Source organism: Deltaproteobacteria bacterium (genome assembly GCA_016183175.1).
Classification (GTDB): Bacteria; UBA10199; UBA10199; order UBA10199; family SBBF01; genus JACPFC01.
This window is the reverse complement of sequence record JACPFC010000007.1, coordinates 16,222-41,011: the sequence shown is the minus strand read 5'-3', so window position 1 is coordinate 41,011 and position 24,790 is coordinate 16,222. Positions and strand designations below refer to the sequence as shown.

25 protein-coding genes are annotated in these 24,790 nt (G+C 53.4%); 10 read left to right on the top strand and 15 right to left on the bottom strand.

Features of this window, described 5'->3' with window-relative positions:
- The 3 genes from HYU99_01020 to HYU99_01010 all read right to left on the bottom strand — a co-directional run.
- A partial coding sequence (locus HYU99_01020; GenBank protein MBI2338938.1) for a hypothetical protein occupies window positions 1-2,489 on the bottom strand: 2,489 nt, incomplete at its 3' end.
- A gap of 70 nt (window positions 2,490-2,559) precedes the next feature.
- Complete coding sequence (locus HYU99_01015) at window positions 2,560-3,321, bottom strand: hypothetical protein (protein ID MBI2338937.1); 762 nt, start codon at window positions 3,319-3,321, stop codon at window positions 2,560-2,562.
- A gap of 128 nt (window positions 3,322-3,449) precedes the next feature.
- Window positions 3,450-4,004: an NYN domain-containing protein gene (locus HYU99_01010; GenBank protein ID MBI2338936.1), complete on the bottom strand. Its 555-nt coding sequence runs from the start codon at window positions 4,002-4,004 to the stop codon at window positions 3,450-3,452.
- Between the two features lie 261 nt (window positions 4,005-4,265).
- Here HYU99_01010 and amt point away from each other — a divergent pair, with 261 nt between their 5' ends.
- From amt to HYU99_00975, 7 genes are all read left to right on the top strand, one after another.
- Complete coding sequence (gene amt, locus HYU99_01005) at window positions 4,266-5,636, top strand: ammonium transporter (protein ID MBI2338935.1); 1,371 nt, start codon at window positions 4,266-4,268, stop codon at window positions 5,634-5,636.
- Window positions 5,637-5,650: 14 nt separating this feature from the next.
- On the top strand, window positions 5,651-5,989 hold the full coding sequence (locus tag HYU99_01000; protein ID MBI2338934.1) for a P-II family nitrogen regulator: 339 nt from the start codon (window positions 5,651-5,653) through the stop codon (window positions 5,987-5,989).
- Between the two features lie 100 nt (window positions 5,990-6,089).
- Entirely contained in the window at window positions 6,090-7,505 is a 1,416-nt protein-coding gene (gene glnA / locus HYU99_00995; protein MBI2338933.1) for a type I glutamate--ammonia ligase, read from the top strand.
- A 475-nt stretch (window positions 7,506-7,980) separates the two neighbouring features.
- Window positions 7,981-9,066 (top strand): HlyC/CorC family transporter, encoded by a 1,086-nt coding sequence (locus HYU99_00990; protein MBI2338932.1) that lies wholly within the window; start codon window positions 7,981-7,983, stop codon window positions 9,064-9,066.
- 139 nt (window positions 9,067-9,205) lie between these two features.
- On the top strand, window positions 9,206-9,553 hold the full coding sequence (locus HYU99_00985; GenBank protein MBI2338931.1) for a hypothetical protein: 348 nt from the start codon (window positions 9,206-9,208) through the stop codon (window positions 9,551-9,553).
- Window positions 9,554-9,979: 426 nt separating this feature from the next.
- Complete coding sequence (locus HYU99_00980) at window positions 9,980-10,234, top strand: DUF433 domain-containing protein (protein MBI2338930.1); 255 nt, start codon at window positions 9,980-9,982, stop codon at window positions 10,232-10,234.
- Window positions 10,200-10,571 carry a DUF5615 family PIN-like protein gene (locus HYU99_00975; protein ID MBI2338929.1) on the top strand — a complete coding sequence of 124 codons (372 nt, stop codon included), beginning with the start codon at window positions 10,200-10,202 and terminating at the stop codon, window positions 10,569-10,571. The genes HYU99_00980 and HYU99_00975 overlap by 35 nt, the downstream gene beginning before the upstream one ends.
- A 54-nt stretch (window positions 10,572-10,625) precedes the next feature.
- Here HYU99_00975 and HYU99_00970 read toward each other — a convergent pair whose 3' ends face one another.
- The 5 genes from HYU99_00970 to HYU99_00950 all read right to left on the bottom strand — a co-directional run bounded on the left by HYU99_00970 (window position 10,626) and on the right by HYU99_00950 (window position 14,694).
- The gene (locus tag HYU99_00970) at window positions 10,626-11,984 is read right to left on the bottom strand and encodes an FAD-dependent oxidoreductase (protein MBI2338928.1); all 1,359 of its coding nucleotides are present in this window, start codon (window positions 11,982-11,984) and stop codon (window positions 10,626-10,628) included.
- Window positions 11,985-12,164: 180 nt separating this feature from the next.
- The gene (locus HYU99_00965; protein ID MBI2338927.1) at window positions 12,165-13,043 is read right to left on the bottom strand and encodes a squalene/phytoene synthase family protein; all 879 of its coding nucleotides are present in this window, start codon (window positions 13,041-13,043) and stop codon (window positions 12,165-12,167) included.
- 8 nt (window positions 13,044-13,051) lie between these two features.
- Window positions 13,052-13,891, bottom strand: coding sequence for a squalene synthase HpnC (gene hpnC, locus HYU99_00960; GenBank protein MBI2338926.1), 840 nt, complete (start codon window positions 13,889-13,891; stop codon window positions 13,052-13,054).
- Between the two features lies 1 nt (window position 13,892).
- The gene (locus tag HYU99_00955) at window positions 13,893-14,246 is read right to left on the bottom strand and encodes a hypothetical protein (protein ID MBI2338925.1); all 354 of its coding nucleotides are present in this window, start codon (window positions 14,244-14,246) and stop codon (window positions 13,893-13,895) included.
- A 175-nt stretch (window positions 14,247-14,421) separates the two neighbouring features.
- Window positions 14,422-14,694 carry an HU family DNA-binding protein gene (locus HYU99_00950; GenBank protein ID MBI2338924.1) on the bottom strand — a complete coding sequence of 91 codons (273 nt, stop codon included), beginning with the start codon at window positions 14,692-14,694 and terminating at the stop codon, window positions 14,422-14,424.
- A gap of 336 nt (window positions 14,695-15,030) precedes the next feature.
- On the opposite strand from HYU99_00950, the gene gyrA reads away from it, so the two are divergent.
- The 3 genes from gyrA to HYU99_00935 are packed head-to-tail and all read left to right on the top strand — an operon-like array spanning window position 15,031 to window position 19,611.
- On the top strand, window positions 15,031-17,535 hold the full coding sequence (gene gyrA / locus HYU99_00945; GenBank protein ID MBI2338923.1) for a DNA gyrase subunit A: 2,505 nt from the start codon (window positions 15,031-15,033) through the stop codon (window positions 17,533-17,535).
- Complete coding sequence (locus HYU99_00940) at window positions 17,532-17,978, top strand: DUF192 domain-containing protein (protein ID MBI2338922.1); 447 nt, start codon at window positions 17,532-17,534, stop codon at window positions 17,976-17,978. The genes gyrA and HYU99_00940 overlap by 4 nt, the downstream gene beginning before the upstream one ends.
- A 1-nt stretch (window position 17,979) precedes the next feature.
- Complete coding sequence (locus HYU99_00935) at window positions 17,980-19,611, top strand: sigma 54-interacting transcriptional regulator (protein ID MBI2338921.1); 1,632 nt, start codon at window positions 17,980-17,982, stop codon at window positions 19,609-19,611.
- Between the two features lie 120 nt (window positions 19,612-19,731).
- Here HYU99_00935 and HYU99_00930 read toward each other — a convergent pair whose 3' ends face one another.
- The 7 genes from HYU99_00930 to HYU99_00900 form a co-directional block, all read right to left on the bottom strand.
- Window positions 19,732-19,944 (bottom strand): cold shock domain-containing protein, encoded by a 213-nt coding sequence (locus HYU99_00930; GenBank protein MBI2338920.1) that lies wholly within the window; start codon window positions 19,942-19,944, stop codon window positions 19,732-19,734.
- Window positions 19,945-20,104: 160 nt separating this feature from the next.
- A complete protein-coding gene (locus HYU99_00925; protein ID MBI2338919.1) occupies window positions 20,105-20,296 on the bottom strand; it encodes a hypothetical protein in 192 nt (63 codons plus the stop codon).
- 100 nt (window positions 20,297-20,396) lie between these two features.
- Window positions 20,397-21,431: a Holliday junction branch migration DNA helicase RuvB gene (gene ruvB / locus HYU99_00920; protein MBI2338918.1), complete on the bottom strand. Its 1,035-nt coding sequence runs from the start codon at window positions 21,429-21,431 to the stop codon at window positions 20,397-20,399.
- 1 nt (window position 21,432) lies between these two features.
- Window positions 21,433-22,035, bottom strand: a complete 603-nt coding sequence (gene ruvA, locus HYU99_00915) for a Holliday junction branch migration protein RuvA (protein ID MBI2338917.1) — start codon at window positions 22,033-22,035, stop codon at window positions 21,433-21,435.
- 77 nt (window positions 22,036-22,112) lie between these two features.
- A complete protein-coding gene (gene ruvC, locus HYU99_00910) occupies window positions 22,113-22,592 on the bottom strand; it encodes a crossover junction endodeoxyribonuclease RuvC (protein MBI2338916.1) in 480 nt (159 codons plus the stop codon).
- A gap of 144 nt (window positions 22,593-22,736) precedes the next feature.
- A complete protein-coding gene (locus tag HYU99_00905) occupies window positions 22,737-23,492 on the bottom strand; it encodes a YebC/PmpR family DNA-binding transcriptional regulator (GenBank protein MBI2338915.1) in 756 nt (251 codons plus the stop codon).
- Between the two features lie 61 nt (window positions 23,493-23,553).
- A complete protein-coding gene (locus HYU99_00900) occupies window positions 23,554-24,768 on the bottom strand; it encodes an ATP-binding protein (GenBank protein MBI2338914.1) in 1,215 nt (404 codons plus the stop codon).
- Between the last annotated feature and the right edge of the window lie 22 nt (window positions 24,769-24,790).

Sequence of the window (24,790 nt, the reverse complement as noted above, 5' to 3'; positions counted from 1 at the left end):
GCAGGATCACCAAACAGCACCGTCCCGCCGATTTCGGCGCCCGAGATAAAGTCTTTGTCGAATGAAAACAAAACCGCCCCATCGATCATGACATGCCCTGAATTTGGAGAAGTTACCTCATAACCCAGGCGGCCCAGGCTTCGAGGGGTTCCCGAATTCGGGATGCCCAATAACAATGAGACATTGCCGTGCTCTGTTAGTTTCCTTTCGATTGGGTTCACCACTTGTTCGTCAATTTTGCTTATGGAAATGTTGTCGATGATCTTCCGCGCGTATTTCACCGAGGTTTTAATATCATCCACTGTCTTTTCGAGGCCGCTTGTAAAACCGGATAAAGACTCATCGCTGGTGTTTTCCGGCGGTTTTGGGATGGCCTGGCCCATCTCATTCAACTTTTTTTCTATGCCATCAAGCTGAGTGACGATTTGCGTTTCCGATTTTGTGAGGTCTTTTTTATGTTCATTCCAAGTCTGAATAAGGGTATGAGGATCAAGAGTGCCGGCATTTTTTGTAAAAGTACTCGATATCTTTTCGGTATAATCTGTATAGGCTCTTTGCAGATCTTCGAAAATTCTGATGAGTTCGTTGAATTTTAGGTAAAAATCATAACAACCCACGGCAAATTCAACTTTTTTTAAATCGGCGAGCACCGCCAGAGCATTCGGGTCGTTTTTGACGCCCGAATCGTCGAAAACAGCCCTAAGCGCGCCTGAAATTTTTTCGATATCGTCTTCTGAAACCGTTTTTAGCTCAAGGGTGGCGTTAAGCACTTCTTTCAGCTTACTCACACTGTTGATGTGTTCCTTGTTGGAGCTTTCAATAGTGATAACGGCTTGTTTTACAACTTTCCCGGCGACATCGATGACAACGTCACGATGTTGTGGGGTGTTTTGTGTCAAAGAATTTGTGGAATCATTGTGCAATCTAACAAGCGACAACTTTTGACTGATGAGGCGCGAAAAGGCGATCTTGGCCGCCAATGAGGTGACGGAAAAATGGCCGGCATCACTCAGGGCGGCGTTATACTCTGTGACAGAGCGCTCCTCCAACTGTTCGAGCCGACTATTTGTCTTTTGATATTCACTGCGCAGGAGGTCCTGCTTATCTTGTAACGAGGTCAGAGACCGATCAATCCGGTCAAACCCGCTTACCTGACTTAAACGGCTTGACTGGGAAATCAGTTTGTCGGCCCAGTTCTGATCGAGGCTTGTATTGTTGAATTCTTCAAGAAAAGGGGCCAGGTTGTAGTAGGTCAGTTCGTGGGCATCTTCTTTATATTGTTGATTGTCTTTTCCGTAGAGTTGTTCCAGCCGTGAGGATATGAGATGAATCGCCTCGATTTGATCGTTGGTTTTTGTCGATTGGCCGAATTGGATAAGCCCGGTCAAAAGGATCAGCTTGCGGCAAAAATCTTCGTAGCTTTTGAATAATCCGGAGTCCTTGTCCCTGATGCGGTGAGTCTTTGTCTTTTCTATCAGGAAGTTAAGGTGTTTTAGGAACTCAAGGCGTTTTTTATCAAGATCGGGATCTTTTTGTTTTTTGTTTTCTTTCAGATCCAGATAGGCCATGACAAGATTCAGTGTGGCCCACCTTAAATAACGTGCCGGATTTTTATCAAAATCACCGTCAGTCACCGACCATGGATTGGTTTCGGATTCGGTTTTAAACAGCTTATCCACTGCGGTAAGGGCTTCTGTGTAATTCGGGGTTTTTTCATGCAAGGCGAAAAATATCTCCCATTTGCCCTGAAGCGGGTATGTTTCATTGCCTGTTTGTGTTGTGATCTTTCCAATTTCTCTTATGATCTTGTCAGGGATTTTCTCCCCTTCCGTGCCGGGGTAATTGGTCTGATCGATCTGGACAGAGCCGTTGCCCACAGTGATCCGATGGACCAGATTGACAGGCGCCATGTCCGGGTCCAATAAACCAAAGCGGTCGAGATAGATGAGGATCCGTTTCCGGGCAAGGATGTTGATATAATCGGAATAGACTTTTGATTCATCTTTCGAGGCCGAACCTTCATCTTTTGCGACCGGATCAAGGTTAGGCCATTGCTTGGTAATGATTTCGAGAGCTTCTGCGATTTTCTCTCCCGATTCCCTTTGTTCCAGCCTCTCAACGGCGGACTTGATCGTGGCTATTGCCGTGGCTATTCCCCTGTCTATTTCAATGAGCCGTGAAAGCTCGGTCTTAAGGGCATCGACATCTTGCGAATTATTTTGATAAAGCGACCAGTAAGCCGAGGTTAGGTTTTTCGGCAGGGAATAAATCGTGGGAGATGTGACCGTGTTGAGTATGTGATCATCCAGATAATCCTTAATTGTATCAGTGCCCACGACGTAGATATCTGCTGAAGATTCTGAAATGAAGGGGAGTGCGATCGCGTTGTCAGTTAGAAGGTTTGCATCGTCAATGTCAAAGTCGCCGTCACTGTCTTTGTCGTAGAACGGGTCAAAAATTTTTTTAAGAAGGTCAGTTGGGCCGCTCATAGAAATCCATTATTGACCCCTTTTTTGATCGGTTTTTTAACTAGGCTGGTTGTTCCGGGGAAGTCAAGTTTTAATCCCCCTCCATGTATTCCAGAAGAATCTCCCCCTGCATTCGCATCATGTAATTGTAGTCGTCCATCGCCGGGTCGAAGGTGATGGCGGAACCCATGAGGGAATTTTCCTCCAGCGGAAGGAGGGTGTCGTTTGCGTAGTCGATCAGGGAATGGGCCTGAATCCCCATCGCATGTCCCAGCTCGTGGGCCACCACCCAGTGGTTTACGTAATCGGCGCGGATTTCGGTGGCAAAATCGGTGACCACCCGGCCGGCGTCATACTTATCATTAATATAGACGTTGCGGTTGTAGGTGTAGCCGACAACGCTGTCAAAGCCGGAAACACCGGAGACCTCATCATCGTTAAAATCAATATCGTCAACCTTGTAAATGACGCGGGCGGTGGAAATCCACGAATCCACGACCTCAAAGACCTCAAACCCCACCGCCTCGTTGGCGATGGCAATCCCTTCGAGCACCTCTTCCTTTTCGCCGTCGGAAAACCAGGCGAGAAAAACGGGAAGGGGGAGTTCGGTGATTTCGGTTGATTGATACGGGGCGCGGATGAATTTGCCCCATTCGAAGGGCTCACCCGATTCGGTCTCTTCAAAGGGGGAACCAGTCAGATTACCGGTATCGCCTGCCGTATCCGAAGCGGAGGGATCCTCGGCTGAATACGAGCCCGAGGCCCCTTCGTCGGTTCCCTCCGAACCGCAGTAAGTAAATGACAGACAAAAAATGATTAATAATGAAATCGCTAATGATTTCAGCTGAAACACTGATTGACCTCTTTTATCTTTCCCAAACCCCCAAGGATTACTGCTGATATAGTTATCGGCAGACGCGTGGGAATGTTGCGAGTTATTACCGTGGTCAGCTAATTATTATTGTTGCGTCACCCATTCACCTATAAATCCCGCAACCGCGCCATTGCCCTTCTTTTTGCTTTTGGAAGTCTTTTAGCGGGGCCTTTTTTCATCGTCATCCATCGCTTGTTGAGGGGGCGGTTTTCGTCCGGTCTGTCTCGATCCGTTTCTGGTAGGGGCGTCCGCCACGACTTATTGGCGGACGCCCCTACGGCATTCAATTTCCGTTCAAATTCCTCCGCCAAAAGGAAAGAACATCCGGACCTCTTGGCGGCCTGCAAAATTTCATTGTCGGAACTGACGACAATCGCCTGCTCCCTTAATTTCCGGGCGAGATCAATCATTACGCTGTCGGCGGTCTGGCCTCCCTTGCTGTAGAGGATGCGAATTCCGGCAAAGCGATCCTCTTCAACCGAAAGGTTTAACGTCTCCCCTGCGTCAAACACCACGGTGACGGCGTGATGCTTTGTCTGCCGCCAAGCGGCAAGTTTTTTCAAAAGCTCCAGCCGTCCGCGCTCCAAGTCAACCGCCTCCGCCCGGCTCAACGAATGTGAGCGGCGGATCAGGTTGTAACCGTCAATAATAATGTGAGCCATTTTAAGTTTTGGCATAACACGACGATATGCCGCGATCAAATCGAAAGAGCGAATGCCCAAATATTCGGCAGGTGCATAAATCTTGGTCTCTTGAATCCATCTGTCTAAAATTAAATCGGAAGCCAAATTATGGAGTTGACTCTTTTCTGTATTTGGCACAGAACTTGCTCCCCTCTCCCCAATCTGGAGGAGGGTAGTCCCTTAAAGGGGTGGTGTGTTTATTTGTCTTTCACAAAAAATTGAAGAAAAGGAGAAAGTCCTATGCGACGGAAACTATTTTTGTTTTTGACTTTTCTCATTCTCATGTCGCCGGCGGTCAGCTGGTCGCAGGAGGTGGGGGATTTGAAAATTGCGCTGGATACGGTCTGGACGTTGGTCACCGCTTTTCTGGTGTTCTGGATGAACGCCGGTTTTGCGATGGTTGAAGCCGGGCTTTGCCGGAGCAAGAATGCCGCGAATATTCTGGCAAAAAATTTCATTGTTTTTGCCATTTCCAGCGTGGCCTTCTATGTCGTCGGTTGGGGGATCATGTTCGGCAACGGAACCGGTTTTGCCGGAGGTGAAGGGTTGTGGTTTATCGGTGGGGCCGACAATTCGCCGGCGACGGGGGATGCCTATCAGGGGGCCTATTCCTCCATTGCCTGGACCGGCATACCGCTCTACGCGAAATTTTTCTTTCAGCTGGTCTTTGCCGGAACGGCGGCCACGATCGTGTCGGGATGTGTTGCCGAGCGGATCAAGTTCATTTCATTCATTGTCTTCTCGTTTATCTTGGTCGCCTTCATGTATCCGGTAACGGGTCACTGGATTTGGGGAGGGGGATGGCTTGCCGCGAAAGGGATGTGGGACTTTGCCGGTTCGTCGGTCGTCCATTCGGTGGGGGGCTGGGCCGGACTGGCGGGAATTCTTATTTTGGGACCCCGCATTGGAAAATTCAAGGACGGCAAGGTGCATCCAATCCCGGGCCACAACCTCGGCATGGCCACGCTTGGGGCTCTCATTCTCTGGCTTGGCTGGTTTGGTTTCAACCCGGGGAGCACCATGGGGGCCGCACCGGTCGATATCGCCCATATCGCCCTGACCACCAACATGGCCTGCGCCATGGCGATTCTCACGGCATGCGTCACCTCGTGGGTTGTCCTCAAAAAGCCCGATCTCACCATGATTTTAAACGGCTCTCTGGCCGGGCTGGTGGCAATCACCGCCCCTTGCGCCTTTGTCAGCGTGTCCAGTTCGCTCTGGATCGGCGCGGTTGCCGGCGTCTTGGTAGTTCTGGCGGTTCTTTTCTTCGATAAAATCAGAATCGACGATCCGGTCGGCGCCCTCTCGGTTCATCTGGTGAACGGCATCTGGGGGACGCTGGCGCTCGGTCTTTTTGCCCAGGATAAAATTGTCGCGACGGCCACCGGAAACGGCCTCTTCTTCGGCGGCGGCTGGACCCTTTTCAACGCCCAACTGCTCGGCGTCCTGGCGGTGGGGGCCTTTACCTTTACCGGAGCGCTCGTTGCTTGGGGGATCATCAAGCTGGTGCTGAAAATCCGGGTCAAAGCCGAAGAGGAGGAAGAAGGCCTTGACTGGGGGGAACATGGCAATGTGGCCTATCCCGATTTTCAGCCGGCGTCACACGTATAATAAAGGAGAAACCTATGAAAAAAGTTGAAGCCATTATCAAACCGTTCAAGCTGGACGAGGTCAAAGAGGCGCTGACTTCCCTGGGGGTCAAGGGGATGACCGTGACCGAGGTGAAGGGTTTCGGTCGTCAGAAGGGGCACACGGAGCTGTATCGGGGGGCGGAGTATGTGGTTGATTTTCTCCCCAAAATCAAGCTCGAAGTGATTGTCAAGGATGACGAGGTGAAAAAAATCATCGAGACAATCCAGAAGACGGCCCACACCGGCTCCATCGGCGACGGAAAGATTTTCGTCCTGTCGGTTGAAGGGATCGTCCGCATCCGCACCGGCGAGGCGGGTGAGGCGGCGATTTAACCGCTGGACAAGTGAATTGTTTTTACGGTATTGACGGCCGGCGCGTCCATAAAGGGCGCGCCGGCTTAATTATTAACAACAATCGATCCAAGGAGTATTTATGAAAACAGCCAAAGAAGTCATCGCGCTCGCGAAAGATTTGAAAGTCAAGGTTGTTGATCTGAAATTCTGCGATCTGATCGGAACCTGGCAACACTATTCCCTGCCGCTCTCCGAGCTGACCGAGGATTTGTTCTCCGAAGGAAACGGTTTCGACGGTTCCTCCATCCGCGGATGGAAGGCCATTAACGAATCGGACATGTTGCTTATGCCCGACCCGCAAACGGCCCGCATCGACCCGTTCTGTGCCGAAAAAACCATGTCGTTGGCGGGCAACATCGTCGACCCGATCACCCGCGAACCCTACGGCCGCGATCCGCGCGGCATCGCCGGAAAGGCCGAGGCCTATCTCAAGTCCACCGGCATCGGCGATACGGCCTACTTCGGCCCCGAGGCGGAATTCTTCATCTTCGACGACATCCGCTTCGACCAGAACGCCCGCGAAGGCTACTATCACATTGATTCCCGCGAAGGGGTCTGGAACACCGGCAAGAGCGAGGAGCCGAACCTGGGCTACAAGCCGCGGCATAAAGAAGGCTATTTCCCGGTTCCCCCCACCGATACCTTGCAGGACATCCGCTCCGAAATGATCCTCGAAATGGAAAAGGTGGGGATCGCCGTTGAAAAACATCATCATGAAGTGGCCACGGCGGGGCAGGGCGAAATCGATCTCGTTTACGATTCGCTGGTCAACATGGCCGACAAGATGATGTGGTACAAGTACATTCTCAAAAATGTGGCCAAGCGGCACAACAAGACGGTCACCTTTATGCCGAAGCCGATTTTCGGCGACAACGGTTCGGGGATGCACACCCACCAGTCGATCTGGAAGGACGGCAAGCCGCTTTTTGCGGGGGACAAATATGCCGGATTTTCCCAGATGGGCCTCTGGTATATCGGCGGTATTTTAAAGCACGCATCCGCCATTTGTGCGTTTGCCTGTCCGACGACCAACTCATACCGTCGTCTCGTCCCGGGATTTGAGGCCCCCATCAACCTGGCCTATTCCTCCCGGAACCGTTCGGCTGCTGTCCGCATCCCGATGTATTCGGCTTCGCCCAAGGCAAAGCGGCTGGAGTTCCGGACGCCCGATCCGTCGTGCAACCCCTACATTGCCTTTGCAGCGATGTTGCTTGCGGGTCTTGACGGCATCGAAAAGAAGATGGATCCGGGTCAGCCGCTGGATAAAAACATCTACGGCCTTACCCACGAGGAACTCAAAAAAGTTCCTTCCGCCCCCGGCAGTCTCGAGGAGTCGCTTAACGCCCTCCAGCGCGACCACGAATTCCTTCTCAAGGGGAACGTGTTCTCGCAGGATCTCATCGAAAACTGGATTGCCTACAAGATCGATACGGAAATCAACCCGGTCCGGCTCCGCCCGGTGCCGTACGAGTTCCATCTCTATTACGATTGCTGATACCGCAGGTTTCGCGCAGGAATTTTGAAAACCCCTTCCGGCTTGAAGTCGGGAGGGGTTTTTTATTCCCCCATGGGGTAATCCACCCCCCATTTACCTCCATTTAAGGGTCGAATCCCTTGAGGTAATTTCAAGATTAGTTAAATAAATTCAGCTAGTTAAATATTTCCCCAATTTTGTCCCTTTTGGCATGCGCTTTGCACTATTAGGGGGTGCAGGTTGAAACACACGTTTCATACCTCCTTTACCCTCCGAGCCGCTCGCGGTTTCAAGGATTGCCGCGAGCGGCTTTACCCCCCTCCTAAAACAAAATATCGCGAGCAAACAAAGAGAGTCCTTTTGACGGAGCAATTTTCGTTCCCGCCAGCGACATCTGCCGGCGAGACAATCTAAACCAGAGCGGCTTACGAAAATTGTGAAGACAAAGGGACTCTCTTTGTTTGCGAGACAATGAATTTCCGTATATAGTCGCACGATGCCCCATTTTAATGTCTCCGAAGGAACCGGTTGGTATGCCGCTCTGGCGTTGGTTTTTGTTGCGCTGAACGCTTTTTTTGTGGCGGCCGAGTTTGCGATTGTGAAAATCCGGGCCACCCGGCTGGAGATTCTTGCCCAAAAGGGGCATCCGCTGGCCCGCCTCTCAAAAAAAATCGTCCACGACCTCGATGCCTATCTTTCGGCCACGCAACTGGGAATCACTCTTGCGAGCCTCGGCCTTGGCTGGATCGGCGAGCCGGCGTTTTCGCTCATTATCGGCGGGCTTCTGAATTTTTTCGGTGCGCATCTCTCGGAGGTGACCCTCCGCTCGGCATCGCTCATGGTTGCCTTTCTTTTCATCTCGGCGCTTCACATTGTGTTGGGGGAACTGGTCCCCAAATCCATCGCCATTCGGACCGCCGAAAAAGTGTGCCTGCTCGTGGCTGTTCCCTTGAGGGTCTTCTACCTCGTGTTTTTCCCCTTTCTTTGGATACTGAATTCCCTTTCAAACGGCATCCTTCGAATGATCCGGATCCAGCCGATTGGCGGCCCGGCCCGGGCCCATACGGAGGAGGAACTGAAGTTGATTGTCGAGGATTCGCTGGAGGAGGGGACCATCAATGTCCGCAAGTGGCTCCTTCTGGACAACGCCCTGGAATTTTCCCACAAGACGGTCCGAAGCATCATGGTGCCGATCGAGCGGGTCGTCTGTTTTTATCTGGATGAGTCGATTGGAGAAAACTTGAAAAGGGCCAAAGAATCCGGGCATACCCGTTTTCCACTCCGGGAGAGCAACAAAGGAAAGATCCTTGGCTTTGTCCACATGAAGGATGTCATCTGGCAGTTGGAGCATGGGGAGATTATCAACCTGTTCGATCTGGCCCGGCCGCTTTTGTTTTTTGGCGAGGACAAGACGCTGGAGGCCGCACTGATTGAATTTCAGACCCGCAAGGTCCATATCGCCATGGTGGAAAAAAGGCCGGGGCAGGTTACCGGGATGGTCACGCTGGAAAATGTGATTGAGGAACTGGTGGGCGATATCGAAGACGAGTTCGACCGGCGGGCGGCCCCAAGCTCAAAATAGACGTGGTAACACGCATGTTTCAAAGAGATAAACCGTTCCCCGAATAAGATAACGACTTGGCCCGATTTTATTTATGGCCAACAGGGTAATGGAAAAAGGCGCGGTAATTTTCTCACGTTGCCGAAGATGGTGTGCTAAGATGCGCGTATGCCGCTACAGGCCAGAAAACGAAATCTGTTCGATCCGCAAATGGAAGGAAGGCTACAAGCGGCAGATGGAAATTTATCAGTGGCTCTTGCGCGGAATGGGGTTTGACGTGGAGGAGACCGGCTATTTTGTCTACGTCAACGTCCTCAAAACACCGGAGCGGTTCGATGGGCGGTTAACCTTTGACATCCAGTTGCTTGACTACAAGGGGGATGATGATTGGGTGGGGCCGGCGATTCTCAAGGCCCATGCCTGTCTCGCGCATGATACGTTCCCGGAAGCAGATCCTGAGTATGAGTATTGCAGGTATCGGGAATCGGTGAAAAAAGTAGAGAATTAAATCACTTTTAAACCAAAGGGGGGAGATTCTTGTCATGGGGGAAAATAATAAAAAAGAGGACAAGTCCCATCGGGGCAATGCATCCCAATTTTTTGTAGCTGGAGAGCTATGTCGGCGTGGTTGGAGCGCCGTAGTTACCTTAGGAAATTGCCCCAACACCGATATTCTCTGTAGCGATAAAGCCGGGACGAAGTTTGCACACATACAAGTCAAAACATTCCGTCCAGGTGACTCGACGTGCAGTGTTGGCGTAAAGGCAGAGAAACAATATCCGAAAAGTTTTTTTTGGATCCTGGCAGGAATTCCTTTGCCATCAACAGATGGTGGATTTGAATACTATGTTATCCCTTGCGTCGAGAATATAGAAAACCCACCGGGCATAAATCGACATTGACGGTATAAGCGCCGTGCTGTTAGTATTAACATGTGAAATTTGCCCGTATTACATTCGATCCAAAAGTTTGCACGGGCAAGCCCTGTATCCGGAATCTGCGATTTCCAGTTTCGCGTCTGCTCGGTTTATTGGCGGCAGGTGAAACGAAAGAATCCATCATGAAAGCCTATCCCTACCTCGAGGACGGAGATATTGCCGAGGCCTTGAACTTTGCCGCTTCTTTGGCTGAAGACGAAACAATCGAAATTACCGATGAAATTTCTCATCGACATGCCTCTCTCTCCTGAGCTGGCCAAATGGCTTCGAGACCAGAAGCACGATGCCGTTCACGCTGTGGAAGTTGGCTTGATGACATCTCCCGATGATCAGATCCTGGATCGCGCTCGCCGTGAAAATCGGACTGTCATTACGGCCGATCTTGACTTTCCAAGACTGTTTGCACAACTGGAAGTGGAAACACCCGGTTTGATTCTTTTCAGAGGGGGAAATTACAGTGAAGAAGAAACACGCATTCTCCTTGCGCGGGTTTTGGATCGTATTAAACCGGCAGAGATCGGCAAGGCAGTCGTTGTGATTGACCGGCATCAAATCAGAAAACGGTTGTTGCCAATCAGAAAATCATAGCCAATCACGCTACGGTCCCTATCATGTCCCGCAGGTGGCACCCGCTTCAGTATTCTAAAGGAGACGCTCCAAATCATTGACCGCGAGTCTTGCGGACAAGACAGCCGATTCGATGGTGGCGGGTAGGCCCGTATCGGTCCAGTCGCCGATGACATAAAGGTTGGCAAAAGGGCTCTTCTGTTTGGGGCGGAATTTTTCGGAGCCGGCTTGCGGGGACAAGGTGGCCTCTCGTTCCTTGTTGACCAGCGAATGAATCAGATGGGCCGAGGCCGAGGCGGGAGCCGCCTCATTCAGTTCCTTTAACGTCATTTCGAGGATTTCTTCCCTCGATTTGTCGACCAGCGAATAGGCGCCGCTCGCCACCCCCATATAATGATACGGCGGATGGCTTACATCATAAATCCGGTTCTTGTTGAAATACCAGTGCACCCGGCGCCCCGCAACTCCGATGAAATCATGAGGAAGAATATCGCGGTCGAACCAGAGATTAATCGACACAATCGGCGATGATTTCAGGAGTTTCAGATTGGCGAAATAGGGCTCCGTTTCGACAAATCCGGGAGGAATCAGGCGCAAAAGGACCGAAAAAGGGACGGCGCTCATGTAATCATCAGCCCTGAAAATTTCGCCCTTGTCGGTTTCCAGCCCCTGAATCCGATCGTTCAGGATGTGTATTTTGGCGATCCCCTCCCCCAGACGGATTTTTTGCCCCCGCAGTTCCAGACAGGCCTGCGCCGGCTTGGCCAGCAACTCATTCAAGTTTTCCTTCGGCAGGATCAGGCGGGAATCCTTTTTGCCCCCCAAAAAACCCTTTACCAGGACCGCCGCCAACATCCGGGCGCCGGCCACATCGGGATCATCGTTCAATACCGCCAGCGTCAGCGGATCCCAGAAGTTGATGCGGGTGTTCTCGGACTGGTTTAAGGCGCCAAGCCAGTCGTTAACCGTTTGGTCGAGGGAAACGCGCGGTTTGCCCTTTTTAAGCCGCCGCAGTTCCCGGCCGAGCCCTAAAAAATGAATTCTTTCCCCCAGCGAAAAAATCGGCATGCGTATCAGGCCGGCAAGGATGTTGAAGGGAGGGGGGAGGTTTAAGGGTTTGAAGTGAACCATCCGGTTGTCTGTTGAAAAAAGGGGGACGTCTGCCGCCTTCTGAAAAAAAAGATGCCGCGTGGCGCCGATATTTTCCAGGAGCTTGAGCGTTTCGTGGTAGGCCCCGATCAGAAGGTGCTGGCCGTTGTCCACCCAGGTATCGGTCTTTCGGTCGAGAAAGGCATACGCCCGGCCGCCCAAAATCGGTTTTTTTTCGAACAAGGTGACGTCAAAGCCCGCCGAGTCCAGAAAGACGGCGGCGCTCAAGCCGGCAAATCCGCCTCCGATGATTCCAACTGATTTTCCATTTTTGGGCATCGACATCTATTACGTAACAATTCAGTCTCGGTGTCTGCTTTCGGTTCCGGCGGAACTCGCGGTCTTTCTAATCGCCACTTGAGTTGCTGATTAGGGCTTAGTTTGTTCCGGTTGGCGATGTTTTTAAGGTGCGCTCAAACAGCCGCCGGAACCTCAAGACATCCACCCGAAACCGAATTGTTACGTCTATCTCAAGCTCAAGTAATGCCGATACAGGATGGGAATGAGAATGGCGATTTTTTCGGCAAAATTCAAGCGCACCCGCGCGTCAAGGACGGGGTAGTTTTTCCGCCTGATTTTTTCGAGGAGGCGGCGATAGACATGTCCCATGATCCGCGCCGCGAGGAGTTTTTTATCCGTGTCGTTTTTAAACTCCGCCATGCCGCTTTCGTAATAGGACAGGGCCCGGCGATACTGAAATTCCATCAGCTGGAAAAAACCGGGACCGGGATTTTTGGCGGCGAGATCGCCGATTCCGACCCGGAATTGATTCAACTCCTCCTGCGGCAGATAGATCCGCCCGGATTCCAGATCGACCCCCACATCGCGGATGATATTGGTCAACTGGAGCGCGATCCCCAGATCCACCGCCGCCTTTTCGCCGGCGGGGGCGTGATACTCGAATATTTTCATGCAGACCAGCCCCACCATCGAGGCGACAAGAGTGCAATATTCATGGAGTTCCCGAAATGTTTCGTATCGCTTTTTGGTGATATCCATCTCGCACCCTTCGATGAGCTTGAGAAAATAGTCGCGGGGAATCCGGAAACGGTCGATGCTGGCCTTTAGTTCCTTGAGGAGGGGGACAATCGTTATCCCCTCATAGGTTTTAACCAGTTCTCGTTTCCACGAATCGAGCAGTTCCTTTTGGCGGCCAGGGTCGGCCTCTTCATCCACCACATCATCCACAACGCGGAAAAAAGCGTATACCCGTTGAATCGCCAGCCTCTTTTCGGGCGGCAGGAAGAAAAAGGAGCTGGAAAAGTTGGAACGGCTCCGCGCCGTGATGGTTTTGGCGTCCTCGGAATTAAGCGCGAAGGGTTTGGTGGCGGAAGACTGAATCATGGCAATGATTATCCAAAAGTCCTTTTTTGCAGGGCGCCGAAGAGAAGGGAGGGGAGGTCCCTCTTTGTCAGCTTCGGCCGGTTTGACAGCATATTGCCGTTTAAGGCCAGAATCTTTTTCAGGATGGTTGCCCCCCCCAGCCAGGTGAGGCGCAATTCAAACCCGAGGCGCCCCGGAATTTTTCCGCAAAGGGACTTGCCCCTGTCGAAAAGATCCTCTGTCCGTTCCACCTGGAAAAGAATCAACCGGCGGAAATTGTCGTTTTCAACCTTTTTTTTAAGCTCCTCCTCCGAGTAACGGAAGCGGACAAAATCCTCGCGCGGGATGTAGATGCGGTCTTTTTCCAGATCGACCGCGACATCCTGCCAGAAATTGGCCAACTGAAGGGCGGTGCAGATGAAATCGGAATATTCCAAAAGGCGGGGGGCCGGAAAGCCGAAGAGATGGAGGATAATCCGGCCGACCGGATTGGCCGAGTGCCTGCAGTAATTGAGCACCTGATCGAATGTTTCGTAGCGCGAAACGACGGTATCCATTTTAAAGGCGGCAAGCAGGTCGGAAAAAAGGGAGACCGGGAGGTTGAATTTGCGGATCGTCTCCCCCAGCGCCGCAAAGACAGGGTGATCGGCCTTGCCCCCGGCGCAATTTTTGAGTTTTTCGTCCCACTCGTTCAACCGGTCGAGGCGCGTTCCCTCGAATTCCTTTTCATCGGCAAAATCGTCCGCCGCGCGGGCAAAAGCGTACACCGCGGCCACAAACGGCCGGTATTTCCGGGGGATGGCGAGCGAGGCGACCGGAAAATTTTCATAGTGGTTTTTGGTGATTTTAAGGCAATATTCGAAGGACATGCTATTTTTTGCCGGTCGGGGATTTCTTTTTTCCCTTCGGCGTTGCCGGTTTGGTGAATCTTAAAATTCCCCGGATCCCTTTTTCCTCCTTGTGAATATACCTTGCCGCCTCGGAGGGGGTGATTTCCTGATGGAGGCCTGATTCCGACTCCTCAAGGAAAAATCCCGCAGGCTTGGGGACAAAAGGACGGGTCAATTTCTTTTTCCTCTGTTCCTTGCGCCGGACCGGATCGGCGTAAATGCCGTCGGCCAGCTTGGAAAAACCCAAATCACGGACATTTCCGAGGGGATCGTAGTCGCCGGGGGCAAGATGGCTCCCCTCTTTCCACTCAAATTCTTTCTTTCTTGGGATCATTTTATTTGGGGCCCGTTCGGCCCGATTGTTGCTACTCGCGTTGATCTATTTCGTCCGCCAAACTTTGTGGCGGACCAAACCCCGCGCTCACCGCGGGGCAAGCCCGACGGTTCGCTTAAAAAAAAAGGCAGTCCACCGGAGGCGGACTGCCTTCTTTATAAGCGAATCGGTTCTATTAAGCAACCTGGTCTTTGAGCCACTTGCCCGCCTTAAACCGGGGGACACGGGCCGCCTTGATTTTAATCTCGGCGCCGGTTTGCGGGTTTCTGCCGACACGGGCCTTTCTTCTTGCCGTGGCGAAGGTTCCAAAGCCGGTCAGGGTGATTTTGTCCCCTCTTTTAAGGCACTTGGCCACGTTTTCGGTGACCGCGTTCAGCGCCTTTTCGGCAAGCGCCTTGGAGCTCTTGCTGTCTCGGGCGATCGAGCTGATCAGTTCTGATTTTGTCATGGTCTACCTCCTTAAGGTGACTTTAAAGATCACCCATCTCCGGAGAAGACTTTAAGAACGCCGGCTCCGGAAATGAGTGCGATGGTTTTAAATATTTCTAAACAGACAACCCGCCGATGTGCATTTTTCAAGCTTTTGCAGTCTATATCGTTATTAATTATCGATTGGATGACGGGAAATGCTGAAAAATTGGGCATCATCGGGGAGTGGCTGATTTTTTACGCGAAGGCATGATAGCTCGCCGCCAAACAATGTCAAGGCGAAAAGAGCGGGCGATGAAATTTTTTGTGTCCGCCGAGACTTGATTTATCGGTATTTGCAGAGTAGGTTCCATCCATGGTTGTCTCCAAAGAAGTTGTCCCCGTCAACATCGAGGAGGAGATGAAAAGTTCCTACCTCGATTACGCCATGAGCGTGATCGTGGGGCGGGCCCTTCCCGACGCGCGCGACGGGCTGAAGCCGGTTCACCGCAGAATCCTCTATGCGATGTTCCGCGAGGGGATTCTCTCCTCCAAACGCTATACCAAGTGCGCCGGCGTCGTCGGCGAGGTCCTCAAGAAATATCATCCCCACGGCGACACGGCGGTCTACGACACGCTGGTCCGGATGGCGCAGGAATGGAACATGCGCTACCCGCTCATCGACGGGCAGGGGAATTTCGGCTCCATCGACGGCGACTCGCCGGCCGCCTATCGCTACACCGAATGTCGCTTGACCCCCTTGGCCGAAGAGACGATGGCCGACATTGATAAAAACACCGTTGATTTTGTCCCCAATTTTGACGACTCCACGACCGAACCGGTTGTCCTCCCCACGCGCGTCCCCAATCTGTTGATCAACGGCTCCGACGGCATTGCCGTCGGCATGGCCACGCGGATTCCACCGCACAATTTGAGCGAAATTGTCGAGGCGCTGGTGAAACTGGTGGAAAACCCGAATCTCCCCGAAGACGAATTGTTGAAAATCGTTCCTGGCCCCGATTTTCCCACCGCCGGTTTTATCTACGGCAGGGAGGGGATCCGCCAAGCCTACCGGACCGGCCGGGGGGTCATCCAGATGCGGGCCCGGACGATCATCGAAAAAATCGCCAAGGGGGAGCGCGAGGCGATTGTCGTCACCGAACTGCCGTATCAGGTGAACAAGGCGCGGTTGATCGAATCGATCGCGGAACTGGTCAACGAGGAAAAAATCGAGGGGATCGGCGATCTGCGCGACGAGTCGGACCGCGAGGGCTTGAGGGTCGTCATCGAGTTAAAAAAGGGGACGGTAGCGGCGGTTGTCCTGAACCAGCTCTACAAGCACACCGCCATGCAATCCTCTTTCGGCATCATCATGCTGGCCATCGTCTCGGGCCAGCCTCGAATTTTTGGCCTCCGCGAGTTTTTAAAAATCTTCATCGAGCACCGCAGGGAGGTCATCACCCGCCGGACCGCCTTTGAACTTTCCGAGGCTTCAAGGCGGGCGCACATTCTTCAGGGCCTGAAAATCGCCGTCGAAAACATCGACCGGGTCATCGAGCTGATCAAGAAATCCCCCAATCCCCCCGATGCCAAAAGGGGGCTGATGGAAAATTTCGAGCTGACCGACATCCAGGCGCAGGCGATCCTCGATCTGCGTCTGCAGAGGCTGACCGGCCTCGAACGCGACAAGATTGTCCAGGAATACGAAGAAGTTTTGGCGCTCATCAAACAGCTTGGCGAAATTCTGGCGAGCGACAAGCTGATCGCCGACCTGATTGTCGCCGAGTTGAACGAGATCAGGCAGAAATACGGCGACAAACGCCGGACCGAAATCGTGGCGGGGGCGGTGGGGGAGTTCGCGGTGGAGGACTTGATCCAGGAGGAGGACATGGTGGTCACCGTGTCGCATCTTGGCTACATCAAGCGGAATCCCATCAGCCTCTACCGGGCGCAAAGGCGCGGCGGACGCGGAAAAACAGGCATGACGACGCGCGAGGAGGATTTTGTCGAGCAACTTTTTGTCGCCTCCACGCACAGTTATATTTTGATCTTCACCAGCCGGGGAAGGGTTCACTGGCTCAAAGTCCATGAGATTCCGCAGGCGGGGCGCGCCACGCGGGGGAAGGCCATTTCCAATCTTATCGCTCTCGAGCCGGATGAAAAGCCGGCCACAATTCTCCCGGTAAAGGACTTCGATGAAGGTAAATATGTCTTTTTTGTCACCCGCAACGGGACGGTCAAAAAAACCGCCCTGCCGGCCTATGCCAATCCGCGGGCCGGCGGGATCATCGCCATCACCATCGAACCGGGCGACGAACTGGTCGGCGTGACCCTCTCCGACGGCACGCGCGACATTCTTTTGAGCACCTCCGAGGGGCAGACCATCCGGTTTAAGGAGGAAGAGGTGCGGCCGATGGGGCGGGCGGCGGGAGGGGTGCGCGGCATTTCTTTGTCTGAAAAGGATCGGGTCGTGGGGATGAGTCTGGTGAATGTGGGGGCGACCATTCTCACCGTCTCCGAAAAAGGGTACGGGAAGCGGACCGACACCGGCGAATACCGCATTCAGGGGCGCGGCGGAAGCGGCATCATCACCATGAAGACCTCCGAAAAGACCGGCCTCGTCATCGCCACCCTGCAGGTGCTTGAATCGGACGATGCAATGCTCATCACCGATCTGGGAAAGATCATCCGCATCCATGTCCGGCAGATTTCCACCATGGGGCGAAACACCCAGGGGGTGCGCCTCATCCAGTGCGAACCGGGCGAGAAGGTGGTCTCTGCGGCCACCCTTGTGGAGAAGGAGGAGGAGAATGGGGAAGGGGGCGAGGAAATTCCAAATTCCAAAGGCCAAATTCCAAATGGTTCGAAAAGCTCACCATGAGCAAAATACTCGGAATTTTTCTTGTTCTTTTTATTTTTGGGTCATGTCAATCCGGTTGCGGCGACAACGGCACAACCCCGGATACCGTAACCGTGATTACCCGCTCCGGTTCCACCGAATTTGCCGTTGAAATCGCCGACACGGCCGCCGAAAGGGCGACCGGCCTCATGAACCGCACCGACTTGAGCGACCGGGACGGGATGCTTTTTATTTTCGACGAAAACACGCTGACCTCGTTTTGGATGAAGGACACGCCGCTCTCGCTCGACATTATTTTCATCGACGAAAACCACCGAATCATTTATGTGGCGGAAAACACCGAACCTTTTTCCGAAGAGCTGATCACGCCGACTTCGGTGTTTCGCTACGTGCTCGAAGTGAAGGCCGGTTTTGCCGATGAAAGCGGGGTAGAGACGGGCGATCGAGTAAGTTTGAATATATAATATGCCGGAACTCGTTGTCTCCAAACAGGGAAGAACGGTCTTCCGCGTCCCGTTTACGGGGGCGCGGTTTGCCATCGGCCGGTCGCCGCAGAACGATCTGGTCCTCCCCGATGAGAGTGTCTCCCGCGACCATGCGGTCATTACCTGTGAGGACAAGGCCTGGTTTGTCGAAAACCGCGGCAAGGGGGGGACTGTTCTCGGCAAAAAACCGGTCCAGAAGGCAAAACTCTCAAGCGGCCAGAAAATCCGGATCGGCGACTGGGGGCTTTTGTTTGTCCTCAAGTCGCGGCAGGACCGGGAGTTCGACCGCGAGGTGGAGACCTGCATCACCCGGATCTCGGACCGACCGGACACGCGGATTTTAAAATTCGATCCGAAAAAGGACAAATTTATCGTCAGCAAACCCTGTCTGGTCATCACCCAAAAGGGGGGGGAGGCCCGGCGGGTCGATCTGCCGTCATCGAAGGTAGTCCTCGGGTCAAACGCCTCCTGCGACATCGTCATCGACGATGAATACGTCTCCGGCCGTCACTGCCGGATTGTCCCCGACGGCGGCGGCTTTTTTTTGGAGGATCTCAATTCCACCAATGGCACCTGGGTCGGCGAGGTGCGCATCAACCGCGCCGCCTTGAAGCGCCCGATCGAGTTTGTCATCGGCAAAACCCGCGTCCGGTTCGACGACGCCGGCGCGGATGAAGCGGTGCTTCCGATGGACCAAAACCATTTCTGCGGCCTGGTGGGGCAGACCGAATCGATGCGCCTCCTTTTTAGCCGGATCGCCCGCGTGGCGCCAACCGACCAGACCGTTCTCGTTTACGGCGAAACGGGGAGCGGCAAGGAGTTGGTTGCGCGGGCCATCCATGAGCTTTCACCCCGCCGGGACAAGCCGTATGTGATTTTAAACTGCGGGGCCATTTCGGTCCATCTGATTGAAAGTGAACTTTTCGGGCATGAAAAAGGGGCCTTTACGGGGGCTGTCGCCCGGCGGGCCGGCGCCTTCGAGCAGGCCAACAACGGAACGCTCTTTCTGGATGAAATTGGGGAACTCCCCTTGGAACTCCAGCCGAAACTCTTAAGGGTTTTGGAAAACAGGGCCATCCGGCGGGTGGGAGGGGATGAGGAAATTCCGGTGGATGTCCGGATTGTCGCCGCCACGCACAAAAACCTCTCCGAGCAGGTAAAAAAGGGGACCTTCCGGGAGGATTTGTTTTTTCGCCTTTTTGTCATCCCTCTGTCGGTTCCCCCTCTCAAGGACCGCAAGGACGATGTTCCCCTTCTGGCCGATTATTTTCTCCGTCAGGCATCTCCCCAATCGCCCCTTTCCCTTTCACCCGAGGTTTTAAGCAAGCTGGCCGCCTATTCGTGGCCCGGAAACGTTCGTGAACTCAAAAATGTGGTCTTGCGGAGCCTCGTTTTTTGCGACGGTCCGGTCATCAGACCGGAGCATATAGAGCTTATCGGCGGCGATCCGGGGAGGGAGGCGGAACGGATGAGCCTCGATCGGGTGGAAAAATACAAAATTCTGGAGGCGCTGGAAAAGACCGGCGGGAACAAGGCGCAAACGGCCGATCTTTTAGGAATTGCCAAATCGACCCTCTTCAAGAAATTGAAAGATTACGGGATTGGGGAATAGCTACCCCAACTCTCATGAGTTGCGCATTTTGCGAAGAAGTTTGCGAACCATTTGAAGGTCCGTTCAGACCATTTGGTTGGCGCTGTGCCCGCCACGCATTATTGGAGGGGCCCTGCCGCCTTACGCCCCGACCTTTGTGACATTTTGCGCCTGCGGCCCTTTGGGCCCTTCGGTGAGGTCGAATTCAACTTCTTGCCCTTCGGCGAGAGACTTGTAGCCTTCCCCGGCGATGGCGGAATAGTGGACAAAAACATCCTTGCCCCCATCCTGCTCAATGAAGCCAAAACCCTTGGCATCGTTAAACCACTTAACGCGTCCTTTCGTGCGAGCCATATTTCCAATTCTCCTTCTTTGATGATTGTTGCTTTAAAACCGGCAAACAACTGCCGGATGGCGGAGTAGTATTATGGGCCGGCCCCTTTGTCAAACACGAAAACCGTCTCCTCGGGATAAACCAACCCCAGTGATTTACGGGCCAGATGTTCGATGACTTTCAGGTCCTTGAGGCTTTTCTGCTCCTGACGCAGTGCAATTCGGACGCCAGTTCCTGCTTGATCCGTTTGAGCTGGATCAATCGGACGAGGCCGTCCTGACCGGTGACGGTGAAGACCAGAAAAATGAAAAAAATAGCGACAGCCAGTCCGTAAAAAAAGAAATTGGTGTCGCGTTTTTCGATTAACTTCATTTTAGCGGGTTGACAAACTTGTCTTTTATGTCATCCCCGCGAAAGCGGGGATCCAGAAGTGATTGAAAAAACTGGATTCCCGCCTGCGCGGGAATGACAATTAAGCGAACAAATTTCTCGTTCCATCCTCTGCGGGGGGCTGTTTGTTGAAGTGCGTAAACGCACTGCGGGTTGCAACCCGCCCCCGCGGGGTCCTGTCGATGAAACCCTGGCTTAAAAGATACGGTTCGTAGACATCCTCGAGCGTATCCTTTTGCTCGTGAATCGAACTGGCCAGCGCCTCGATGCCCACGGGGCCCCCCTTGAATTTTTCAATGATGGTCAGCATAATTTTCCGGTCCATCGCGTCAAACCCCATTTCGTCGACCTCCAGAAGTTTAAGCCCGTTTTGAGCCTCGTTAAGATCGATGGCCCCGTTCCCCTTCACTTGGGCATAATCGCGGACGCGGCGCAAAAGGCGGTTGACAATCCGTGGCGTGCCGCGCGAACGGGCGGCGATCTCCATGGCGCCCTCGTCATCGACGGGAATGCCGAGAATGCCGGCCGAACGGGCGAGGATTTTTTTCAGTTCATCCGGCTCGTAGAAGTTGAGGCGCTCCACAATCCCGAAACGGTCGCGCAAAGGGGAGGTGAGAAGCCCCGCCCGTGTCGTGGCCCCCACCAGGGTGAAGCGGGGAAGAGTGAGTTTGATCGATTTTGCGCTCGGCCCCTGGCCGATCAGGATATCGAGCTGGTAATCCTCCATTGCCGGATAGAGGATCTCCTCCACAATCGGATTCAGGCGGTGAATCTCGTCGATGAACAAAACCGAATTGGGTTCGAGGTTGGTGAGAATGGCCGCGAGGTCTCCCGCCCGCTCCAGCACCGGTCCGGAGGTGGCCTTGATCGGCGCCTCCATCTCCCTCGCGATAATATGGGCCAGAGAGGTTTTTCCCAAACCGGGAGGCCCGCAGAAGAGGCAGTGGTCAAGCACCTCCCCCCGTTTTTTCGCCGCGGAAATGAAAATGGCGAGTTTTTCCTTGACCTTTTCCTGGCCGATATACTCCGAGAGATTCCGGGGGCGGAGGGAGAAGTCGAAGGCCCGGTCATCATCGGTCGATTCGAGGTGCAAATCTGTATTGGTTCTTTGTGCCATTTTATCTTGCCAGTACCCCCAGCGATTCCTTCAGGACGTTTTCAAGACTGGAATCGGGACGGATTTTTATCTGTCCCAACGCCCTTTCGGCAACGACGCGATGATAACCAAGATTGACAAGCGCCGAAAGGGCCTCTTCCCAGGTTTTTCCATTGCCCGTTGCCGTCGGAGCCGGGCTTGAAGCGGCAAAAGTCGAAGAGAGCGGCCCCAGCTTGTCGCGGAGCTCGATGATCAGCCTTTCCGCCGTTTTTCTGCCGATGCCGTTGATGGCGGTCAATTTGACGAGATTGTCGCGGGCGATGGCCTCCATCAGTTCATGCACCGGAAGACCGGAAAGGATCGTGAGCGCCAGCTTTGGCCCGATGCCCGAAACGCCGATCAGTTTTTTGAAGACATTTTTTTCATGAAGATCGGAGAAGCCGAACAAGGCCAAAGCCCCTTCCGCGACATGGGTATAAATCTGGAGGATGACCGGCGACCCCGTCTCCGGCAGACGATAGAACGTGGTCAGGGGGACAGTCACGTCGTAGCCAACGCCGTTGATGTCGATTGTCAACCCGTCGGGGGATTTATGGGAAAGGATGCCTTTTAACTGGGAGATCATTTTTTCGTGTTTACGTTCATACGTTCATACGTTTAATACGTTAAAAACGTAAGCACGTACAAAACGTAAGCACGTTTTTAGCCTTTAATCTGCATCGTATTCGCGTGACAAATCGCCACCGCCAGGGCGTCGGAGGCGTTTTCTTCCGCCATCTGCGGAAGGTTCAACAGAACCCTGATCATTTTTTGCACCTGCTCTTTCGAGGCCCCGCCATAGCCGACAATCGCCTGTTTTACCTGCAACGGGGTGTATTCGAAAACGGGAGTCCGGAGAAGAGAGGCGGAGACCAGCGCCACCCCGCGGGCGTGCCCCAATTTTAGAGTGCTTTTGACATTTTTGGAATAGAAAATATTTTCCACCGCCACGGCGGCGGGGCGGAAGTCTTTGATGAGCGACTGGATCTTTTCGAAGATGAGCACCAGGCGCCCTTCAAAAGAGGGGGCCTCGGCGCAATAAATGGCGCCGTTTTCGATGTGTCTGACTTCGTTGTTTTTTTGTTTTTCAACCAGGCCAAATCCGGTGATACGGCTTCCAGGATCGATTCCCAGGATGATCATTTTACTTGGGGCCCTTTCGGCCCGTTTGATGCTACTCGCGTTTATCTATTTCGGGCCTCAAACCCGCCTGCCAATCCGGCGGGCAGGTGGCCCCAAACCCCGCGCTCACCACGGGCAAAGCCCGATGGTTCGCTTAAAAGACAGTCAAGCTACCGACAGTTTTTCGAGGATTTGGGCGGGGATGTCGAAATTGGCGTAAACCTTTTGCACATCGTCGTGTTCCTCGAGCGCCTCCATGAGCCGTAGCATCTTGGCGGCGGTATCTTCGGCCTCGATGCGGATTGTGTTTTTGGGAATCATGGAAATTTCGGCCGAGAGGGGCTTGAAGGCGGCTTTTTCGAGCGCCTCTTTCACCTTTTCAAAGTCGGCGGGCGATGTCACAACGTCCCAGGAATCCTCGGCATCTTGAATGTCTTCGGCGCCGGCGTCGAGGGCCGCCTCCATCAGTTTATCTTCGATAACCGTTTTTTTGTCGAAATTCAGAACCCCCTTTTTTTCAAACATCCAGCCGACGGAGCCCGACTCCCCCATGTTGCCGCCGTTTTTGGAAAAAAGGTTCCGGATTTCGGCCACGGTCCGGTTTTTGTTGTCGGTGAGTGAGGTAACCAGCATTGCGACCCCTGCCGGTCCATAGCCCTCATAGGTCACCTCTTCATAATTGACCCCTTCGAGCTCTCCCGTCCCTTTTTTTATCGCCCGTTCGATGTTGTCGCCCGGCATACTGCCCGCCTTGGCGATGGCGATGGCGGTGCGAAGCCGCGGGTTTCCGGATGGATCGCCGCCCCCCGCCCGGGCGGCCACGGTGATTTCCTTGATGAGCTTAGTGAAAAGCTGACCCCGCTTGGCATCCGCCGCCCCTTTTTTCCGTTTAATCGTCGCCCATTTCGAGTGTCCCGACATATGACTTGTGACCTGTCTACCACAGGGTTTTACAGATTGCCAAGGCGGTTTTTTGGGCTTGTCAGGGAAAAGCCGCCAAAAAGCGCGGGGCAGAAGCGATATTCAAAGGACCTCTTTGAACCAGTCGCGTTGCTTCTCCGTTTCTCACGATCTGGCAGGCGCCCTTTTGGGGCTTCAACCGTTCCAGAAAATAAAGGAGAGAACGGTCCGATTCCGTTTCCGACAGTTTTGCCTCAACAAGAAGATACGGCCTGTTTTTGCTGGTAATCACGAAATCGACCTCCCGCTTTTCCTTGTCCCTGACGTAGTGCAGATTGAATTGTCCGTAGCCTGCGTCGGTCCAGATGAGGCAGGCCTTCAACAGATGAACTGCCATCATATTTTCGAACCGTTTTGACGGATCTTCCAAAACCGACCAGTCGAAAAAATAAACCTTCTCCTCGCGCCTTAAAGCGCGGTCGAGCCGGGCGCTGTAGGGGCGCAGGCAAAACAGGTAATAGAGCCGCTCCAGCGATTTGATCCAGTTTTGCGCCGTTTTAAAATTAACCCCGAGGCTTTCGCGGAGGGCATTGATCGAGAGGGGAGAGCCGATGCGTTCGGGAAGGAGATGGATCATCGATTCCACCAGTCCCAGCTCCCGCACCTGGGTCAAATCCCTCAAGTCTTCGCGCAAGACCAGCTGGCGATGGTCGTTTTGCCATTGGACGAGCTTGCGGTCGTCGGCGGCGAAAAAGGGCTCCGGAAATCCGCCGAACTTCCAGAGGGTTTCGAAGTAGTCCGTGGCGGGAGAAGGCAAAGAATCAAAAAACCGGCCCAAACAATCGTCCGGAGAGGGAGGGGGGCCATCGCGTTTCAAAAGCTCCCCGACGGAAAACGGCAGGAGGTGAAAAAGGTGGTATCGCCCAAAGAGGGAATCGCCCCCCCTTTGATAGACATCCAGCCGACCGCTTCCGGTGACCAGCACTTCCACGCGCCTGCGGTTGGCGTCGAAGAGCCCTTTTAAAAACCGCTTCCACCTCGGATATTTGTGAATTTCATCCAAAACAATCCGCTGGGGCGGAGTGTCGGGAGGGGCCTGCCAGAAATAGACCGGATCCTTCAGGATCATTTTCTTGTGGGTTTCGATATCCCAGTTGTAATAGCCTTCATCCCCGGGGCCTCCGGCCAGCATGGCTTGGGCCAAGGTGGTTTTGCCCACCTGACGGGGCCCGGCAATAAAGGCCATCTTCCGGTCATCGGTTAATGTGGCTTCCACTTCCGGTTTGATGGAGCGCATATCCTGTATGATTTTTAGTTTA

Bases quoted from the DNA above. Each gene is read 5' to 3' on its own strand.
- HYU99_01010 (MBI2338936.1), bottom strand. From the start codon at position 4,004: ATGGCTCACATTATTATTGACGGTTACAACCTGATCCGCCGCTCACAT.
- amt (MBI2338935.1), top strand. From the start codon at position 4,266: ATGCGACGGAAACTATTTTTGTTTTTGACTTTTCTCATTCTCATGTCG.
- HYU99_01000 (MBI2338934.1), top strand. From the start codon at position 5,651: ATGAAAAAAGTTGAAGCCATTATCAAACCGTTCAAGCTGGACGAGGTC.
- glnA (MBI2338933.1), top strand. From the start codon at position 6,090: ATGAAAACAGCCAAAGAAGTCATCGCGCTCGCGAAAGATTTGAAAGTC.
- HYU99_00990 (MBI2338932.1), top strand. From the start codon at position 7,981: ATGCCCCATTTTAATGTCTCCGAAGGAACCGGTTGGTATGCCGCTCTG.
- HYU99_00985 (MBI2338931.1), top strand. From the start codon at position 9,206: ATGCGCGTATGCCGCTACAGGCCAGAAAACGAAATCTGTTCGATCCGC.
- HYU99_00975 (MBI2338929.1), top strand. From the start codon at position 10,200: ATGAAATTTCTCATCGACATGCCTCTCTCTCCTGAGCTGGCCAAATGG.
- HYU99_00970 (MBI2338928.1), bottom strand. From the start codon at position 11,984: ATGTCGATGCCCAAAAATGGAAAATCAGTTGGAATCATCGGAGGCGGA.
- HYU99_00965 (MBI2338927.1), bottom strand. From the start codon at position 13,043: ATGATTCAGTCTTCCGCCACCAAACCCTTCGCGCTTAATTCCGAGGAC.
- hpnC (MBI2338926.1), bottom strand. From the start codon at position 13,891: ATGTCCTTCGAATATTGCCTTAAAATCACCAAAAACCACTATGAAAAT.
- HYU99_00955 (MBI2338925.1), bottom strand. From the start codon at position 14,246: ATGATCCCAAGAAAGAAAGAATTTGAGTGGAAAGAGGGGAGCCATCTT.
- HYU99_00950 (MBI2338924.1), bottom strand. From the start codon at position 14,694: ATGACAAAATCAGAACTGATCAGCTCGATCGCCCGAGACAGCAAGAGC.
- gyrA (MBI2338923.1), top strand. From the start codon at position 15,031: ATGGTTGTCTCCAAAGAAGTTGTCCCCGTCAACATCGAGGAGGAGATG.
- HYU99_00940 (MBI2338922.1), top strand. From the start codon at position 17,532: ATGAGCAAAATACTCGGAATTTTTCTTGTTCTTTTTATTTTTGGGTCA.
- HYU99_00935 (MBI2338921.1), top strand. From the start codon at position 17,980: ATGCCGGAACTCGTTGTCTCCAAACAGGGAAGAACGGTCTTCCGCGTC.
- HYU99_00930 (MBI2338920.1), bottom strand. From the start codon at position 19,944: ATGGCTCGCACGAAAGGACGCGTTAAGTGGTTTAACGATGCCAAGGGT.
- HYU99_00925 (MBI2338919.1), bottom strand. From the start codon at position 20,296: ATGAAGTTAATCGAAAAACGCGACACCAATTTCTTTTTTTACGGACTG.
- ruvB (MBI2338918.1), bottom strand. From the start codon at position 21,431: ATGGCACAAAGAACCAATACAGATTTGCACCTCGAATCGACCGATGAT.
- ruvA (MBI2338917.1), bottom strand. From the start codon at position 22,035: ATGATCTCCCAGTTAAAAGGCATCCTTTCCCATAAATCCCCCGACGGG.
- ruvC (MBI2338916.1), bottom strand. From the start codon at position 22,592: ATGATCATCCTGGGAATCGATCCTGGAAGCCGTATCACCGGATTTGGC.
- HYU99_00905 (MBI2338915.1), bottom strand. From the start codon at position 23,492: ATGTCGGGACACTCGAAATGGGCGACGATTAAACGGAAAAAAGGGGCG.
- HYU99_00900 (MBI2338914.1), bottom strand. From the start codon at position 24,768: ATGCGCTCCATCAAACCGGAAGTGGAAGCCACATTAACCGATGACCGG.